Raw genomic sequence first — 17,998 nt, forward strand, 5'->3', positions numbered from 1 at the left:
TCCGCCGAATCCTGTGAGGACGAGCCCGTGAGTCCCGACCTGATCCTGCCCTACGCGGGCGCCCTGCCGGACTTCGCGAGCCGCCCGGTCTGGTGCGGCCGGGGCAGCACCGTGATCGGGGCCGCCACGATCGGTGCCCAGGCCTGGATCGGCGACGACGGGGTGATCCGGGCGGACGGCCAGAGCGTCACGCTGGGCGAGCGCTTCTGGCTCGGGCCGCGCTCGACCGTGCATATCGCGACCTTCACCCACGGCACGGTCTGCGGCGACCGGGTGACGGTGGGGCGCAACAGCGTGGTCCACGCCTGCACGGTGGGCTCCGACGTGGTGGTCGAGGACGACGTGGTGATCCTCGACGGCGCCACGGTCGGTGACGGGGTGGTGATCGAGGCGGGCGCCACCGTGTTCCCGCGCGCCACGCTCGAATCCGGTTTCGTCTACGGTGGCACCCCGGCCAAGCCCCGCAGGCCGATCGACCGGGCGGGGGTGGCCGAGCGGGCCGAGCGCCTGCGCGAGGCGATGGGCGAGAGCCCGGCGAGCCCGGCGCCCGAGCCGCACGAGGCAGACGATACGGTCTTCGTCGCCCGCACGGCGCGCCTGCGCGGACGCGTGGGGCTCGGTGCTGGGGCGAGCGTGCTGTTCTCCTGCGCGCTCGACGCCGAGGTCGGTCCGATCGTGGTCGGCGCCGACACCAACATCCAGGACAACACCCAGATCCGCACGCGCGGCGAGGGCGTGGTGATCGGGCGCGACACCACGATCGGCCACAACGTGCGCGTCAGTGACAGCCGCATCGGCGCCCGCTGCCTCATCGGCATCGGCGCGACGGTCGCGCCCGGCACGGTCATCGCCGACGAGGTGATGCTGGCCGCCGGCGCCACCACCGATCCGGGCCAGTTGCTGGAGGGCGGGCATCTCTGGGGCGGGCGGCCCGCGCGCATTCTCGGGCCGCTTGACGCCGAGAAGCGCGCTATGATGGCCCGCATCGTCGAGGGCTACTGCCGGCACGGGCGGGAGTACCGGGTAGCGCAGATGGAGGCGGAGTAGCCGGTCTCCCGCCATTCACCAGCCCTCTCACGAGCCGTGTCACGAACATTGGGGCGGCTGCCTGACATCCCCCTGAGCCTGTCATCGCGTCCGGCCCCGCACCTTTCCCCTTGTTGCGGCGCACGTTATGCACGGCGCCGTTCGGGGCATCCGGCTTGGCCGGAAGAACCCTGCGGAGAGGCCCAAGGCTCAGGAAGGCGCTCGGATCATGGCGAAGATCAAGGTGGCGAACCCCGTCGTCGAGCTCGACGGCGACGAGATGACCCGGATCATCTGGTCCGAGATCAAGAACAAGCTCATCCACCCCTATCTCGACGTCGATCTCGAGTATTACGACCTGGGCGTCGAGCACCGCGACGCGACCAACGACCAGGTCACGGTCGATGCCGCCAACGCGATCAAGCGCCACGGCGTGGGCGTGAAGTGCGCCACCATCACCCCGGACGAGGCCCGGGTGAAGGAGTTCGGCCTCAAGGAGATGTGGAAGTCGCCCAACGGCACGATCCGCAACATCCTCGGCGGCGTGATCTTCCGCGAGCCGATCATCTGCAAGAACGTGCCCCGCCTCGTCCCCGGCTGGACCCAGCCGATCGTGGTCGGCCGCCACGCCTTCGGCGACCAGTACCGCGCCACCGACTTCAAGGTCCCGGGCAAGGGCCGTCTGTCCATCAAGTTCGAGGGCGACGACGGCACGGTGATCGAGAAGGAGGTGTTCAAGTTCCCGGACGCCGGCGTCGCTCTGTCGATGTACAACCTCGACGAGTCGATCCGCGACTTCGCCCGCGCCTCGCTGAACTACGGCCTCAACCGCAAGTACCCGGTCTACCTGTCTACCAAGAACACCATCCTGAAGGCCTATGACGGGCGCTTCAAGGACCTGTTCGAGGAGGTCTACCAGAACGAGTTCAAGTCGCGCTTCGACGCGCTCGGCATCGTCTACGAGCACCGGCTGATCGACGACATGGTCGCCTCCGCCCTGAAGTGGTCGGGCGGCTACGTCTGGGCCTGCAAGAACTACGACGGCGACGTGCAGTCCGACACCGTGGCGCAGGGCTTCGGCTCGCTCGGCCTGATGACCTCGGTGCTGCTCACCCCGGACGGCCAGACGGTGGAGGCCGAGGCCGCCCACGGCACGGTGACCCGCCACTACCGCGAGCACCAGAAGGGCAAGGAGACCTCGACGAACTCGATCGCCTCGATCTTCGCGTGGTCGCGCGGCCTCGCCCACCGGGCCAAGCTCGACGGCAACGCGGAACTCGCCACCTTCGCGAACACGCTCGAGAAGGTCTGCATCGACACGGTCGAGGCGGGCTCGATGACGAAGGATCTCGCGCTCCTCGTCGGCCCGGACCAGCGGTGGCTCTCCACCACCGGCTTCCTCGACAAGGTCGATCAGAACCTCAAGGCCGCGATGGGCGCCTGAGCCGCAGGCACCGCGCGAACCGAGAAGGGCCGGCGGGAGCGATCCGCCGGCCCTTCTTCTTTCTGGACACTGGTTTCGACCCACTGTTGCCCATGAGACGCTGCCCTTTTCCCGGACGCCTGGAACGCAGTGGAAGGTGATCCGGGATCCAGAGAAAGAAGCGCCGCGCAGCGGCTCGACCTTCATCACCGGCGCAGCATTCGGACGCTTCGCGTCTCCATGTGCTGGGTCCCGGATCACCCTCCGCTGACGCTCCGGGCGTGCAGGCCCGAAGGGCCCGGAAAGGGGCGTGGCGGCAAAGCCGGAGCCGCGGCGTCGGGGGCTTCTCGTCAGGCCTTGCCGCCGCGCTCCAACAGCTCGATGCGCACGCCGTCCGGTCCGTCGAGGAAGGCGGTGCGGAGCACCGGGTTTACCTGCGTGAGCGGGATCGCCAGCGGGACGCCGCGCGCCTCCAGATCCGCGAGCGCCGCGTCGATGTCGGCCACCCGCAGCCCGATATGCTCGATGCCGCGATGCGGCGGCACCGCGGCCGGGGCGATGTCGGCGGGCGCCTGCTCGATGAAGACCCGCAGGCCGCCGAGATCGAGCACCACCCGGCTCACCGGATCGCCGATGCGCTCGGTCTCGCGCGCACCCAGCACCGCAACGTAGAAGCCCGCCGCCGCCACCGGATCGCGGCTGCGCAGGTGGACGTGGTCGATGCTGTAGCTGAGGCCGGTGGCGTCCATGGTGTCCTCGTTCAGGCGGCGCAGCGCGCCGCAGTTCAGGCGGCGAGCTTCTGCGCGGCGACGGGCGCGTGCGCCCGCACATGGGCGAGCAGCGCCTGGACCGGGTGCGGCAGGGCGCGGCCGTCGATGAGCTTGGCTTGACAGCGGCAGGAATAGCCGTCGGCTAGCAGCGTGCCCTCCGGGCTCTCGGCGACGCGGCGCGCCCAGCTCTGGCCGTAGATCACCTCGGAGGTGGCGCGGTTCGCCGCCTCGTGGCCGTAGGTGCCGGCCATGCCGCAGCAGCCCGCCGCCGGGATCTCGAGCGGCAGGCCGAGATGCGCGAAGAGCGTCTGCCAGTCCTTCACGGCGGCCGGCGCGTTGGTGCGCTCGGTGCAGTGGGGCAGGAGCCGCAAGGGGCGGCCCGCCGGGCGCGGCGCGATCGCGTCGAGCCGGGCGGCGAGCCATTCCTGCACGAGCCGGACCTTCGGCGCGGTCTCGGGTCCCAGCGCACCGGCATATTCCGAGCGGTAGGTCAGCGTCATCGAGGGATCGACCCCGACGAGCGGCACGCCGGTCGCCTCGAGCGCGCGCAGCATCCGGGCATTGGCCTCCGCCACCCGGCGAAACCGGGCCAGGAAACCGTGGACGTGGACCGGCTTGCCGTTCGGCCGGAACGGGGCGAGCCAGGGCCGGAAGCCCAGCTCGATCAGCAGCGCGCAGAGGTCGACCACCACCGGCGCCTCGAAATGGCTGGTGAAGGCGTCCTGCACCACCACGACTGCGCGGGCCCGCTCCGCCTCGGACAGGGCGCGGAGCGCCTCCGGCGTGGCGGTCGCGACACCGAGCTTGCCGAGCGCCGGGGCGAGCGGGGCCGAGAACGCCGGGACCGCCACGAGCCCGAGCCGGCCCAGCAGCCTTTGGGACAGCGGGTTGCGGGAGAGCAGGTTGCTGAGACGCGGCGCCCGGCCGGCCAGCGGCAGCAGCGGCTCCAGCGCGGCCACGACATGGTCCTTCAGCGGCCGCGGGTAGCGCTGGTGGTAGAGCGCCAAAAACTTCGCCCGGAAGCTCGGCACGTCGACCTTGATCGGGCAGGCGCCCGTGCAGGACTTGCAGGCGAGGCAGCCGTCCATCGCCTCCTTCACGGCGTGCGAGAAATCCTCTCCCGGCGGCCGGCGCCGCAGGGCGCCCGCCAGGGAGGCCGCGAGCGGCCCGAGCCAGCCGGGCCGCTCGTCGCGCAGCGCCGCAGCCGGGTCGATGCCCGCGGCGGCGGTCCGGCGCAGCCACTCGCGCATCAGCGAGGCGCGGCCCTTCGGCGAGTGGCGCCGCTCGCGGGTCGCCTTCCAGGACGGGCACATCGCCTCGTCGGTGTCATAGCTGAAGCAGGCGCCGTTGCCGTTGCAGTGGAGCGCCTCGTCGAAAGAGGCCCGCACGTCGCGCGGGATGGTGCGGTCGCGCTCGCCCCGCAGCGGCACGGCGTCGATCGCGGTGAGCGCCGCCCCCGTCGCCGAGGCGATCTTGCCGGGGTTGAGCCGGTCGCCCGGGTCGAAGGCGCGCTTGACCGCCTCCAGCGCCGGCACCAGCGGCCCGAACACGCCGGGCACGAACTCGGATCGAAAACCCTTGCCGTGCTCGCCCCAGAGCAGGCCGCCGTAGCGGGCCGTGAGCGCGACCACGCCCTCGGTGACCTCGCGGATCAGCCGCTCCTGGTCAGGGTCCTTCAGGTCGATGGCGGGCCGCACGTGCAGCACGCCCGCATCGACGTGGCCGAACATGCCGTAGCGAAGCCCCTTGCCGTCGAGCAACCCGCGGAAATCCCGGATGTAGTCGGCCAGCTGCTCGGGCGGGACCGCGGTGTCCTCCACGAAGGGGATCGGGCGCGCGTCGCCCTTGACCGCGCCGAGCAGGCCGACGGCCTTCTTGCGCATGGTCCAGAGCCGCTCGATCGCCGCCCCGCGGGCGACCGTGAAGCCGATGCGGGTCGGGCTCGCATCGGCCTCCAGCATGGCGACGAGGCGGCCGAGCGCCGCCTCGACCTCCGCTTCCTCGGCGCCCACGAACTCCACGAGGTTGATGCCGTCGACCCGGCGGCCGGCGGGGTCCTCGGGGAAGAAGGCCTGCACGCCGGCCCAGCCGGGATCGTTGCGGGCAAGCCCCAGCACGGTCGAGTCGATGGTCTCGACGGAGGCCGCGCCGAAGGGCAGCAGCGCGCGGGCGTCGCGCAGAGCCGCGTCGAAATCGACGTAGCTGAGCGCCACGAGCGCCGCGGCCTCCGGGATCGGCAGCACGTCGAGCGTGGCCTCGGCGATCAGCGCCAGGGTTCCCTCCGAGCCGCAGACCAGGCTCTTCAGGTCGAGGCCGCCGGCCGCGCCCCGCGCGTGGGCGAGGTCGTAGCCGGTGAGGCAGCGGTTGAGCTTCGGGAAGCGCTCGGCGATGAGCGCGGCGTTCTGCGCGATGACCGCGTCCACCGCCCGGTGGATGGCGCCGGCCCGGTCCTCGCGGGCGCTCACGGCGGAGAGCGCCTCCGCGTCGAGGTCGCGCGCCTCCAGCACCGTGCCGTCGGCGAGCACGCAGATCAGCGCGCGGACGTGGTCGCGGGTCTTGCCGTAGAGGCAGGAGCCCTGGCCGCAGGCGTCCGTCGAGATCATGCCCCCGATGGTCGCCCGGTTCGAGGTCGAGAGCTCGGGCGCGAAGAACAGGCCGTGCGGTTTCAAGGCGGCGTTGAGCTGGTCCTTCACCACGCCGGGCTCGACGCGCACGGTCCGCCGCTCCGGGTCGATCTCCAGGATGCGGGTCATGTGGCGCGAGCAATCGACCACGAGGCCGGGGCCGAGCGACTGGCCGTTGGTGCCGGTGCCGCCGCCGCGGGGGCGCACCACCACCTCGCGGAAGCGCGGATCGTCGAGCAGCCGCCCGATCCGCACGAGGTCGTCACGGTCACGCGGAAACGCCACCGCGCCGGGCTCGACCTGATAGATCGAGTTGTCCGTGGCGAAGACCGTGCGGTCGGCCTCGCTCAGGCTGAGGTCGCCCGCGAAGCCGCGGGCGGCCAGCTCCGCACAGAAGGCGGTGTAGAGCGGCAGGGCGTCGGCGGGGCGGTTCAGGACCGGGATCATGGTCGGCGGGGCTGGCGAAGCGGATCTGGCGGGCGGCCGGATCCGGCGCCGGACAGGTCCGGGCGCCCGCGCGGCGATTGCCTCCCGCGGCCGACTCTCTCGCGACCCGCAATGCCCGCGGCGGCGGGCCGACGCAACCCTGCACCCGGTCGCACGGATCCACGGGGGCAAAGAGAAATTTCCTGCGATCGTGCGCCGCAACCAAGCGGCCTCCCGGACCGTTCAGGGTCCGCAACACCAACCCGAGAACGGGAGCCCGCCATGAAGACCACCGCGTTCCGCCTCACCGCCGCCGCCGGCCTGCTCGCCCTGTCGGCGGGCCTCGCCGCCGCCCAGACCAACACCACGACGCCGGCCCCCTCCACGACCACGAATCCCGACCTGACCAAGAACCCCGAGAACACCGGCCGCGCCTCCACGGCGACCGAGGCCACCCAGGACAAGAACCTCAAGGAGTGGCAGGTCGCCAAGTCCGCCAAGATCGGCCTCGCCCAGGCGATCGCCACCGCCGAGGCCAAGGCCGAGAACAACGAGAAGGGCAAGGCCATCGACGCCGACTTCGAGAAGGCCGACGGCAAGAACCCGGCGCACTACGCGATCAAGGTGGTGTACCCGAGCGGCAAGCTCGTAGAGCACGGCGTCAACGCCGACACGGGCGAGCTCTACAAGTCGGAGAACCAGCCGATCGAGCGCTACTTCACCCGCCTCAAGGTGAGCGACTTCCAGAACGCCAAGGTCTCGCTCAAGGACGCGATCGCGCTGGCCGAGCAGAAGGCCGCGGGCGGCAAGGCCTACGAGGCCGAGGTCGAGCGCGAGGGCAACGCGGTCGAGTACGAGATCAAGGTGGCGCTCACCGACCGCGAGCAGGAGGTCAAGGTCGGCCCGGACGGCAAGGTGAAGAACGACTGATCGCTCTCGAACGCATCGGGTGATCGGACGGGCGGGCGCTCCCGACAGGGGGCGCCCGCTGCCATTCCGGCGGCGGCTCCGCACGCCCGACGCGGCAGGGAGATCGCGGCAGGATCTCCGCCGTCCCGCCTCACGGATGGGCGTGGCGGGCCGCGTCGTAGGGTTCGAACCGGCGCAGGCGGATCGTATCGAGCAGGGCCCGGCGCTCGACCCGGGCGAGATGGGGCGAGAACCCGGCCTTGGCGCAGCCGCGCAGGGACGGCACGTTGGCGTTCTCCACGAAGGTGATCACACGAGCCGCCCCGATCCCGGCGGCGCGCTCGGCGATGAGCGCCATGGCGCAGGACATGATGCCCTGGCCGCGATAGGCGGCGGGCGTGTAGGCGTTCTCCAAGAGGGCCTCGTCGGGCGCCAGCTCCGGGAACCAGCGCGGCGGAAAGGTCTCCTGGATCAGCCGGTTGTGGCTCGCGCCCATCAGCCACTGCATGTAGCAGGGCGTGCCCGTGCGGCCGTCGAGGGCGACCCAGCAGGTCGGGATGCCGGCGCGCAGGTGGAAGCGGCGGGTGTCGAGCTCCAGGCGCTCCTTCCGGCTCAGCCCGCTTCGGTCTTCGGGGAAGAGATGGGGCAGGTCCGCGTCCCGGAGCGGCCGGACCTCGATCGGGATCTTGGCGGACGGGACCGGACAGGGCACGCCGAGGTCGCGCCGCAGCCCGATCGTCACGCGCGTCGCGTAGAGCAGCCCGGCCCCGCGCCGCGCCATCTCGGCGAAACGTCGCTCGGCCCACAATTCGCGGGCCACGCCCGCGGCGTTCCGGATAGCCAGCACGGCAACCTCCCTGATCCCGCCGGGATGGTGCGGGGAGGGAGCGTGCCGGGGCCGGCGCGCCGGATCAAGCAATCGTGAGCACGACCCGCGGGATCGCTGGAGCTACCTCGCCCGGGGCCGGCGGACGATGGCGCCTCGCGATGCGGGCGCCGTCGGGCGGAGCGATCAGAAGAAGGCCTGGAGCCCCGTCTGGGCGCGCCCGAGGATCAGCGCGTGCACGTCGTGCGTGCCCTCGTAGGTGTTGACCGTCTCGAGGTTCTGGGCGTGGCGCATCACGTGGTACTCGCCCATGATGCCGTTGCCGCCATGCATGTCGCGGGCGACCCGGGCGATGTCGAGCGCCTTGCCGCAATTGTTGCGCTTGATGAGGCTGATCATCTCGGGCGCCATCTTGCCCGCATCCATCAGTCGGCCGACCCGGAGCGAGGCCTGGAGCCCCAGCGCGATCTCGGTCTGCATGTCGGCGAGCTTCTTCTGGACGAGCTGCGTCTGGGCCAGCGGGCGGCCGAACTGCTTGCGCTCCAGCGTGTAGTCGCGCGCCCGGCGCCAGCAATCCTCGGCCGCGCCCATCGCCCCCCAGGAGATGCCGTAGCGCGCCCGGTTGAGGCAGCCGAACGGCCCCTTGAGCCCGGAGACGTTGGGCAGCAGCGCGTCCTCGCCGACCTCGACGCCCTCCATCACGATCTCGCCGGTGAGCGAGGCGCGAAGCGAGAGCTTACCCTTCAGCGCCGGAGCGGAGAGGCCCTTCATGCCCTTCTCCAGCACGAAGCCGCGGATCGCGCCGTCATGCGCGTCGGACTTCGCCCAGACCACGAAGACGTCGGCGAAGGGCGCGTTCGAGATCCACATCTTGGCGCCCGTGATCCGGTAGCCGCCGTCGATCTTCTCGGCCCGCGTCTTCATGCCGGCGGGATCCGAGCCGGCATCCGGCTCGGTCAGGCCGAAGCAGCCGATCCACTCTCCGCTCGCGAGCTTCGGCAGGAACTTCCGGCGCTGCGCCTCGGTGCCGTAGGCGTGGATCGGGTACATGACGAGCGAGGATTGCACGCTCATCATCGAGCGGTAGCCCGAATCGACCGCCTCGACGGCCCGCGCCACGAGCCCGTAGGCGACGTAAGAGGCGCCCGCGCAGCCGTACTCCTCGGGCAGCGTCACGCCCAGCAGCCCGAGTTCGCCCATCTGCCGGAACAGGTCCGGATCGGTCTTCTCCTCGGCGTAGGCCTCGACGATGCCGGGCCTGAGCTTCTCCTCGGCGAAGGCCTGGGCCACGTCGCGGATGGCGCGCTCGTCCTCGGTGAGCTGGTCGTCGAGCAGGAAGGGGTCGTCCCAGACGAAGGACGCCGAGGGCTTGGCCTCGGGGGCGGCGGAGCCGGGCGGACGGGTCGGGGCGTTCATGGGCGTCTCCTCCATTCTCTCTGCGGGATCGCGTCGCATCGATCCCGGATCTCGCAGGCCGCCCGCGGCCGAACGCGGCGCGCTCCCTCTCCCATAGGGAGAGGGTTGGGGTGAGGGGTATGAGGCTTCAGACCTGAGCATACCATCGACGCGCGTTCAGGCCTTTGCCTCCTCCGGCCACGTCATACCCCTCACCCTGTCCCTCTCCCTATGGGAGAGGGGACCCGCGTCATCTCGGAAACCGCATCGCGGCAGCATCCCGGGATGACGGGCGATCTCGTCAAGCGGCGCCGAGCAGGCCGCCCGCGTCGCTGACGCGGCGCAGGTGGTGGGGCGTGTCGCCGAACAGGTACTCGATCGTGGTCAGGCGCCGGAACAGGTGCGCGCCGAGATATTCCAGCGTCATGCCGATGCCGCCGTGGAGCTGCACCGCCTCCTGGCCGACGAAGCGAGCCGCGCGGTTGACCTGCACCTTCGCGGCCGAGACCGCGGGGCCGCGCTCAGCGGCATCCGCGCTGCCGGCCATCATGGTGGCGTAGAGGGCCATGGAGCGAGCCTGCTCCAGCGCCACGAACATGTCGACCGCCCGGTGCTGCAGCGCCTGGAAGCCGCCGATCGCGGTGCCGAACTGCTTGCGGGTCTTGAGGTAGTCGACGGTGAGCGCGTGCAGGGCCTCCATCACCCCGACCGCCTCGGCGCTCAGCGCCGCGATGCCCTCGTCCAGCACCCGCTCGATCACCGGCAGGCCGGCATCGGCCTCGCCCAGCAGCGCGTCCGCGGGGAGCGCGACGCCTTCCAGCACGAGGTCGGCCGCGCGGCCGCCGTCCTGCGTCGGGTAGGGCTTGAGGGTGAGACCCGGCGCGTCGGCGGGCACGAGGAACAGGCTGATCCCGTCCGCGTCGCGCCGCCCGCCGGCCGTGCGGGCGCTGACCACCAGGGTCTGCGCCGCGTCGGCGTTGAGCACCACGCATTTGGCGCCGTCGAGCCGCCAGCCGCCGCCATCGCGGCGGGCGGTGGTGGCCACGTCGAAGCGGTCGTAGCGGGCCTGGCGCTCGCCGTGCGCGAGGGCGAGGCGGTGGCTGCCCTCGGCGATGCCGGGGATCAGGGCCTCCCGCTGCGCCGCGCTGCCGGCGAGCCGCAGGGCACCGCCGCCCAGCACCACGCTCGCCAGATAGGGCTCGGGCGCGAGGTGGCGGCCCAGCGCCTCGACGGCGATCAGGGTCTCGACCGGACCGCCGCCGAAGCCGCCATCCTCCTCCGCGAAGGGTAGCCCCAGCAGGCCGAGTTCTGCGAGCTGCGCCCAGGCCCCCTCGTCGAAGCCGAGCGGCTTGCGGCGTGCGGCCTCCACCTGTTCTAGGCTGCCGTAGCGGGAGGCGGCCCAGCGGGTGACCGAGTCCTTCAGCAGGCTCTGCTCGTCGGTGAGATCGAAATCCATCGCGAAAATTCCTTCAGAGCCCCAGGATCGTCTCAGAGACCCAAGATCGTCTCAGGGACCCAAGATCGCCTCAGAGACCCAAGATCGCCTTGGCGATCACGTTGCGCTGGATCTCGTTCGAGCCGCCGTAGATCGAGACCTTGCGGGTGTTGAGGTAGGTCGGCGCGGCGAACGCCTCCCAGCCGAGGGCGTCGACGTCGTTCGCGACCGGGGCCGGCAGGCTCAGGGGGCCGGCGAGTTCCACCAGCAGCTCGGTGGCCGCCTGCTGCAACTCCGAGCCCTTGATCTTGAGGATCGAGGAGGCCGGGTCAGGCTTCGAGGCGTCGCGCCGGGATTGCGCGGCCACCACCCGCATCTGGGTGATCTCCAACGCCTTCAGCTCGATCTCGATGGTGGCGACGCGCGCGCGGAAATCGGCGTCGTCCCACATCGTGCCGGCGCCCGCCGGGGTCTCCCGCGCGAGCCGCTTGACCCGGGCGACGCGCTCCTTGGTCAGCCCGATTCGGGCGATGCCGGTGCGCTCGTTGGCGAGCAGGAACTTGGCGTAGTCCCAGCCCTTGTTTTCTTCCCCAACGAGGTTCTCAGCAGGCACCCGTACAGAGTCGAAAAAAACCTCGTTGACCTCGTGGCGCCCGTCGATCGTGATGATCGGGCGCACCGAGATGCCGGGGCTCTTCATGTCGATGAGCAGGAACGAGATGCCGGCCTGCTTCTTCGCCGTCGGGTCGGTGCGGACGAGGCAGAAGATCCAGTCGGCGTACTGGCCGAGCGTGGTCCAGGTCTTCTGGCCGTCCACGATGTAGTGGTCGCCGTCGCGCACGGCGCGCGTCTTGAGCGAGGCGAGGTCCGAGCCGGCGCCGGGCTCGGAGAAGCCCTGGCACCACCAGTCGTCGAGATTGGCGATGCGCGGCAGGAAGCGCGCTTTCTGCGCCTCGTTGCCGAAGGCCGCGATCACGGGGCCGACCATGAAGCAGTTGAACTGCAGCGGCAGCGGCACCGCCGCCTGCATCAGCTCCTCCATGAAGATGTAGCGCCGGATCGGGTCCCACTCCTGGCCGCCCCATTCCTTGGGCCAGTGCGGCACCGCCCAGCCCTTGGCGTTCAGGATGCGCTGGGAGGTGACGTAGTCCTCCCGCGCGAGCGAGCGGCCCTCGGAGACCTTGCGGCGGATCTCCTCCGGGATCTCGCTGCGGAAGAAGGCGCGCACCTCCTGGCGGAAGGCCGTTTCCTCGGGCGTGAAGCGCAGGTCCATGGCTCTTACTCCCGCTCGATCTCGAAGAGGCCCGCGCAGCCCTGGCCGCCGGCCACGCACATGGTGACGACGGCGAAGCGTACGCCGCGGCGGCGGCCCTCCAGCAGGGCGTGCCCGACCAGACGGGCGCCCGACATGCCGAACGGGTGTCCGACGCTGATCGCGCCGCCGTTGACGTTGACCTTCTCCGGATCGAGCCCGAGCCGGTCGCGGCAGTAGATCGACTGCGAGGCGAAAGCCTCGTTCAGTTCCCACAGGCCGATATCGTCCACGCTGAGCCCGTTGCGCTCCAAGAGCCGCGGCACCGCGAAGACCGGGCCGATGCCCATCTCCTCCGGCCCGCAGCCGGCTGCCGCGAAGCCGCGTACGATGCCGAGCGGCTTCAGGCCGCGCCGCGCCGCCTCCTCGGCCGACATCAGCACCGAGGCCGAGGCGCCGTCCGAGAGCTGGCTCGCATTGCCGGCGGTGATGAAGGCGCCCTCGCCGCGCACGGGCTTCAGCTTGGCGAGGCCCTCCAGCGTGGTGTCGGGCCGGTTGCCCTCGTCCTTCACGAGCCGGGTCTCGACGTTGCGCGTCTCGCCGGTCGCCTTGTCGGTCACCGCCATGGTCGCGGTGATCGGCACGATCTCGGCGTCGAACAGGCCGGCGGCTTGAGCGGCGGCCGTGCGCTGCTGGCTCAGCAGGGCGAACGCGTCCTGCGCTTCGCGGGAGATGCCATAGCGCTCCGCCACGATGTCGGCGGTCTCGATCATCGGCATGTAGATCTCGGGCAGGTGCTGCTCGAGCCAGGCGTTGCGGGCGAGTTCGCGCCGCACCTGCGGCTGGACGAGGCTGATCGACTCGACGCCGCCCGCGACCGCGACCGGCACGCCGTCGAGGCGGACGCGCTTGGCCGCGTCCGCGATCGCCTGCAGGCCCGAGGCGCAGAAGCGCGAGACCGTGGCGCCGGCCGACTGCACGGGGATGCCGGCCACCAGGCTCGCGTGCCGGGCGACGTTGCCCCCCGTGGCGGCCTCCGGATAGCCGCAGCCCATCACGACCTCCTCGACGGCCTCCGGCTCGACGCCGGCGCGGTCGAGCGCGTGACGGATGGCGTGGGCGGCCAGATCCGCCCCGTTGGTCAGGTTCAGCGCCCCGCGATGCGCCCGGCCGATGGGCGTGCGGGCGGTGGCGACGATCACGGCGTCGGTCATCGGATGAACTTCCGTGCAGTGGACGGTTGGGTGACGGATTGGAGGATGCTCACGCTCCCAGGAGGAACGCGGGGTCCCTCTCCCGTGCGGGAGAGGGACAGAGTGAGGGATCCGGAGCGTGCCGGAGGAAACGCTACGGTTTCGCGGCGACCGCGCGACCCATCCGGGAAGTTCTCATCCCTCACCCCAACCCTCTCCCGCACGGGAGAGGAGGCCTGTCGCGTGTCCTGCGCGCGAACCGGAATGGGTCCGGTCCGCGGCAGCGTCTGCGACGCGCTCACGGGGCGTCCCACGCGGAGAACCCCCTGCCCTGCTCGGCGAGGCGGGCGAGGAGCGGCGCGGGGCGCAGGGTCTCGTCCCCCGCCTCCTCGGCGAAGCGCTCCAGGTCGGCCGCGACCTTGGCCAGCCCGAGCCCGTCCGCCCAGTGCATCGGGCCGCCGCGCCAGGCCGGCCAGTTGTAGCCGTTGAGCCAGATCGTATCGATGTCGCCGGGGCGCGCAGCGATGCCCTCCTCCAGGATGCGGGCGCCCTCGTTGACCATCGGCAGCATCAGCTGGGCGACGATCTCCTCGGGCGTGAAATCCCGCCGCGCGATGCCCCGCCGCTCGGATTCGGCGGCGATCAGGGCCTCGACCTCAGGATCGCGCGAGCCCGTCCGGGCGCCCTCCGGGTAGAGGTAGAAGCCGCGCCCCGTCTTCTGGCCAAGGCGGCCCTGCTCGCAGAGCGCGTCGGCGATCGGGGCCTTGCCGCCGGTGGCCTTGCGGGTGCGCCAGCCGATGTCGAGGCCGGCCAGATCCGCCATCGCGAAGGGCCCCATGCGGAAACCGAAATCGGTGACCGCGGCGTCGATCTCGTGCGGCAGCGCGCCCGCGAGCAGCAGGCGCTCGCCTGCCGCCGAGCGGCGGGCCAGCATGCGGTTGCCGACGAAGCCAAAGCAGACGCCGACCGTCACCGGCAGCTTGGCCAACCGCCGCGTGAGATCGTTGGCGGTGGCGAGCGCGTCGGGCGCCGTGCGCTCCGCCCGCACCACCTCGACGAGGCGCATCACGTTGGCGGGGCTGAAGAAGTGCAGGCCGAGCACGTCGGCGGGCCGGTCGGTGGCCGCGGCGATCCGGTTCACGTCGAGATAGGAGGTGTTGGTGGCGAGGATCGCGCCGGGCTTGGCGATCCGGGAAAGGGCGGAGAAGATCTCCTCCTTGACGCCCATCTCCTCGAAGGCCGCCTCGACCACGATGTCGGCCTGCGCCGCGTTCTCCAGCCCGACCGCGCCGGTGATGCGGGCGAGGCGCTCCGCCATCGCCGCCTCGCTGAGCGAGCCGCGCTTGACGGACGAGGCGTAGGTCGCGCGCATCCGCGCCAGGCCGCGGTCGAGGGCGTCCTGTTCGGTCTCGATCACCGTCACGGGGATGCCCGCGTTGGCGAAGCACAGCGCGATGCCGCCGCCCATTGTGCCGGCGCCGACCACCGCCGCGGAGGCGATGTCCCGGCGTGGCGTGTCCTTGGAGAGCCCCGGCACCCGCGCGGTCTCGCGCTCGGCGAAGAAGGCGTAGCGCAGCGCCTTCGAGCGCGGATCGTCCACCAGGGCGAGGAAGCGGGCGCGCTCGGTCTTCACGGCCTCGTCGAAGGGCTGCGCGAACCCGGCCCGCACGGCATCGACCAGGGCCGCCACGTTCGGCTGGCCCGGCGCCTTCTTCAGCGCCTCCGCCGCGCGCGCCTCGAAGGCCTCGCGCGCCGTCTCGTCCATGCGCTCGGTGCGGTCCCGGGTCCGGGACGGGCGCCCCTCCGCGGCGAGCCGCAGGGCGAGCGCGCAGGCCGCCGCGACGAGATCGCCCGGCTCCAAGGCTTCGGCGAGGCCCGCGGCCACGGCCCGCTCGGCGCCGACCGGCTCGCCTGAGAGCATCATCGCGAAGGCGGCCTCCGGACCGATCAGGCGCGGCAGGCGCTGGGTGCCGCCCGCGCCCGGGATCAGGCCGAGCTTCACCTCCGGCAGGCCGAGCTTGGCCGCCGGACCGACCACCCGGGCGTGGCAGGCCATCGCGAGCTCGAGCCCGCCGCCGAGCGCCGCCCCGTGGATCGCCGCAACCACCGGCTTCTCCGCCCCGTCGAGGCGCTCGATCAGGTCCGGCAGCAGTGGCGCGCGCGGGGGCTTGCCGAATTCCGAGATGTCCGCACCGCCGACGAAGACCTTGCCGTCGGCCGCGAGCACGACGGCCCGCACGGCGTCGTCGGCGAGCGCCCGCGCCAGCGCCGCGTCGAGGGCGGCGCGCAGGTCGTATCCCAGCGCGTTCACCGGCGGGTTCGACAGCGTGAGCACGGCGACGGCGTCGCGAAGTTCCTGGCGGACCACGCTCGCTTCCTCCTGTTGTTCTGCAGTGCAGAATACCAGTCTGCAAATTCACGTGGATGTCGCGCTTTGGACGGATGCATGTCAAGGCAGGATCGTGCAACCCGGCATCAAAATGACAGATCTGATCCGTCATGCAGACGATCGATCTGCAAAAAATTGACAGGTCCGGAATCGGTATGCCATCCAGGCGCCGCCTCGGACCGCATTGCGGATCACCGGGCCACGCGGAGCGGCAGACTCCGCGCATGGGACGAAACACGAGCGCGCAGCCCTCCGGCCCGCGCCCAAGGAGGAACCCGCATGCTTCGCAGAGCCGTCGCGGCCGCGTCGATCGCCCTCGCCACCCTTGCCGGAGGGCCCGCCCGCGCCGACGAGATCCTGGTGGGCGCCCACATGCCCCTCACCGGCTCGCTCGCGCGCTCCGGTCAGGCCTTCGACGAGGGCATGCGGGTGGCGATCCAGATGTTCAACGCCCGCTCCGAGAAGCACAAGATCCGCCTCCAGGTGATCGACGACGAGAGCACGCCCGCCAAGGCGGTGTCGGCGGTCGAGAAGCTCGTCTCGGACGGCGCGGTCGCGGTGATCGGCGGCTACGGCTCGAACATCATCGGCCCGGCCTCCGACGCCTCGAACCGGCTGAAGACCACCTACATCACGGCCGGCGCGGTGAGCGACGAGTTGACGGCGCGGGGACTGAAGACCTTCTTCCGGATCAACAACAACGCCGGCTACCAGCGCGGCATGGGCGCCCTGCTGGAGAGCCTGAAGCCGACCTCCGTCTCGATCCTGGCCTCGACCAAGGAGGCGCCGGCGCTGCTGGCCAAGGGCCTGCAGAAGGACCTCGCCGCCAAGGGCGTGAAGGTCACGGTGCACGAGTTCGACCCGGCGATCACCGACTTCAAGCCGGTCATCAACAAGGTGAAGCTGCAGGATAAGTCGGACATCCTGGTGATGTCGGCCTACGAGAACGACTACGTGGGCATCATCCGGGCCGCCAAGGTGCTGAAGCCCCCGGTGAAGCTCATCGTCGGCGCGTGGTCGCTGGCCACGCCGAAGATGTACAGCGAGTTCCCCGACCTGATGAACAACGTCGTGGGCACCTCCTTCCTGCCCTTCCCGGTCGAGATGAAGGACGAGGAGGGCAAGCGCTTCGCCGAAACCTACAAGAAGACCTACAACAAGGAGGTCGAGTACCTCTCCACCCTGAGCTTCGTCGAGACGACGATCCTGGCCGAGGCGATCGCCCGCGCGGCGGATGCCGGCACGCTCAAGAGCGGCGGCCTGCCCGACGCGATGCGCCAGACCGAGCGCGAAACCCTGCTTGGGCCCGTCCAGTTCGACGCCACCGGCGACAACCCGCGCTTCTCCGTGGCGATGGGCCAGCACCGCGCGGGCAAGATCGTTCTGGTCTCGCCGGCCGCGGCCGCGACCGGCGAGATCGTCTTCCCCGGCCTGCCCTGGTGAGGCCGGCGTGACCGATCTGATCCTCCAGGCCCTGTTCTCCGGGCTCCTCGTCGGCAGCGTCTACGCCCTCGTGGCGCTCGGCCTCGCCCTCTCCTTCGGGGCGATGCGGATCATCAACCTCGCGCACGGCGAGCTGGTGCTGCTCGCCGCCTACTGCGCCTACGTGGTCGAGGCCCGTGCCGGCCTCGACCCGTACCTCGCGATCCCCCTGGCGCTCGTCGTGGTGTCGGTGGTCTGCGCCGCGCTCTTCCTGATGATCGACCGCATCCGCGAGCACCGGGAGCTGAACTCGCTGATCCTCACCTTCGGGATCGGCATCGTCCTGACGAACGCGATCCTGCTGGTCTTCGCCAGCGACGTGCGCACCACCGCCTCGCCGCAGCTTCAGGATGCGACGTCGATCGGCCCCGTCTACGCCATGAACGGCGAGATCGTCGCCTTCGGGGTCAGCCTCGCGCTGATGGTCGCCCTGTGGTGGTGGCTGAAGAAGAGCTGGTACGGGCGGGCGGTGCGCGCCGTCTCGTCGAACCGGGCGGCCGCGACGCTCATGGGCATCAGCCCGGTGCGGACGGAACTCGTCTCCTTCCTGGTCGCGGGGGCGCTCGCGAGCTTCGCGGGGGTGGCGCTCTACACGATGAGCGTGGTGCAGCCGGCGCTCGGCCACGCGCTCACCGTGAAGGCCTTCATCGTCACGGTGCTGGCGGGCGTCGGCTCGATCCCCGGGGTGTTCCTGGCGGCGATCCTGCTCGGCGTCACCGAGGCGCTCACTGTCACGCTCGCCAGTTCCGCCCTGCAGGAACTCGCCGGGATGGTGCTGTTCCTTCTCGTCCTGTTCCTGCTGCCGAACGGCCTGTTCGGCGCGCGCGCCCGCCGCGGCTGAGGTGACC

General features: G+C 71.2%; 13 protein-coding genes. 5 read left to right on the top strand and 8 right to left on the bottom strand.

Annotation, left to right across the window (positions count from 1 at the left end):
• The first annotated feature begins 27 nt into the window (after positions 1–27).
• Together MFF56_RS01820 and MFF56_RS01825 are read left to right on the top strand one after the other, a co-directional pair.
• Positions 28–1,047, top strand: coding sequence for a gamma carbonic anhydrase family protein (locus MFF56_RS01820; RefSeq protein WP_066920000.1), 1,020 nt, complete (start codon positions 28–30; stop codon positions 1,045–1,047).
• A 208-nt stretch (positions 1,048–1,255) separates the two neighbouring features.
• On the top strand, positions 1,256–2,470 hold the full coding sequence (locus MFF56_RS01825) for an NADP-dependent isocitrate dehydrogenase (RefSeq protein WP_066920002.1): 1,215 nt from the start codon (positions 1,256–1,258) through the stop codon (positions 2,468–2,470).
• A gap of 329 nt (positions 2,471–2,799) precedes the next feature.
• On the opposite strand, the gene MFF56_RS01830 is transcribed toward MFF56_RS01825, so the two are convergent.
• A complete protein-coding gene (locus MFF56_RS01830; RefSeq protein WP_066920004.1) occupies positions 2,800–3,198 on the bottom strand; it encodes a VOC family protein in 399 nt (132 codons plus the stop codon).
• A 35-nt stretch (positions 3,199–3,233) separates the two neighbouring features.
• Positions 3,234–6,290 (bottom strand): D-2-hydroxyglutarate dehydrogenase YdiJ, encoded by a 3,057-nt coding sequence (gene ydiJ / locus MFF56_RS01835; RefSeq protein ID WP_238229344.1) that lies wholly within the window; start codon positions 6,288–6,290, stop codon positions 3,234–3,236.
• 261 nt (positions 6,291–6,551) lie between these two features.
• Here ydiJ and MFF56_RS01840 point away from each other — a divergent pair, with 261 nt between their 5' ends.
• On the top strand, positions 6,552–7,199 hold the full coding sequence (locus tag MFF56_RS01840; RefSeq protein ID WP_066920007.1) for a PepSY domain-containing protein: 648 nt from the start codon (positions 6,552–6,554) through the stop codon (positions 7,197–7,199).
• A 130-nt stretch (positions 7,200–7,329) separates the two neighbouring features.
• Here MFF56_RS01840 and MFF56_RS01845 read toward each other — a convergent pair whose 3' ends face one another.
• The 6 genes from MFF56_RS01845 to MFF56_RS01870 form a co-directional block, all read right to left on the bottom strand.
• Positions 7,330–8,025: a GNAT family N-acetyltransferase gene (locus tag MFF56_RS01845; protein WP_066920008.1), complete on the bottom strand. Its 696-nt coding sequence runs from the start codon at positions 8,023–8,025 to the stop codon at positions 7,330–7,332.
• Between the two features lie 165 nt (positions 8,026–8,190).
• Positions 8,191–9,420: an acyl-CoA dehydrogenase gene (locus MFF56_RS01850; RefSeq protein WP_066920026.1), complete on the bottom strand. Its 1,230-nt coding sequence runs from the start codon at positions 9,418–9,420 to the stop codon at positions 8,191–8,193.
• Positions 9,421–9,700: 280 nt separating this feature from the next.
• Positions 9,701–10,855, bottom strand: a complete 1,155-nt coding sequence (locus MFF56_RS01855; RefSeq protein ID WP_066920010.1) for an acyl-CoA dehydrogenase family protein — start codon at positions 10,853–10,855, stop codon at positions 9,701–9,703.
• Positions 10,856–10,925: 70 nt separating this feature from the next.
• Positions 10,926–12,107, bottom strand: a complete 1,182-nt coding sequence (locus tag MFF56_RS01860) for an acyl-CoA dehydrogenase family protein (protein WP_066920011.1) — start codon at positions 12,105–12,107, stop codon at positions 10,926–10,928.
• 5 nt (positions 12,108–12,112) lie between these two features.
• Positions 12,113–13,300 carry an acetyl-CoA C-acyltransferase gene (locus MFF56_RS01865; protein ID WP_066920017.1) on the bottom strand — a complete coding sequence of 396 codons (1,188 nt, stop codon included), beginning with the start codon at positions 13,298–13,300 and terminating at the stop codon, positions 12,113–12,115.
• Between the two features lie 277 nt (positions 13,301–13,577).
• Positions 13,578–15,647, bottom strand: coding sequence for a 3-hydroxyacyl-CoA dehydrogenase NAD-binding domain-containing protein (locus MFF56_RS01870; RefSeq protein ID WP_066920021.1), 2,070 nt, complete (start codon positions 15,645–15,647; stop codon positions 13,578–13,580).
• Between the two features lie 300 nt (positions 15,648–15,947).
• On the opposite strand from MFF56_RS01870, the gene MFF56_RS01875 reads away from it, so the two are divergent.
• Positions 15,948–17,111 carry an ABC transporter substrate-binding protein gene (locus MFF56_RS01875; RefSeq protein ID WP_066920022.1) on the top strand — a complete coding sequence of 388 codons (1,164 nt, stop codon included), beginning with the start codon at positions 15,948–15,950 and terminating at the stop codon, positions 17,109–17,111.
• A 7-nt stretch (positions 17,112–17,118) separates the two neighbouring features.
• Complete coding sequence (locus MFF56_RS01880) at positions 17,119–17,991, top strand: branched-chain amino acid ABC transporter permease (RefSeq protein WP_238229345.1); 873 nt, start codon at positions 17,119–17,121, stop codon at positions 17,989–17,991.
• The last annotated feature ends 7 nt before the right edge of the window (positions 17,992–17,998 follow it).

This window comes from Methylobacterium hispanicum, assembly GCF_022179285.1.
Classification (GTDB): domain Bacteria; phylum Pseudomonadota; class Alphaproteobacteria; order Rhizobiales; family Beijerinckiaceae; genus Methylobacterium; species Methylobacterium hispanicum.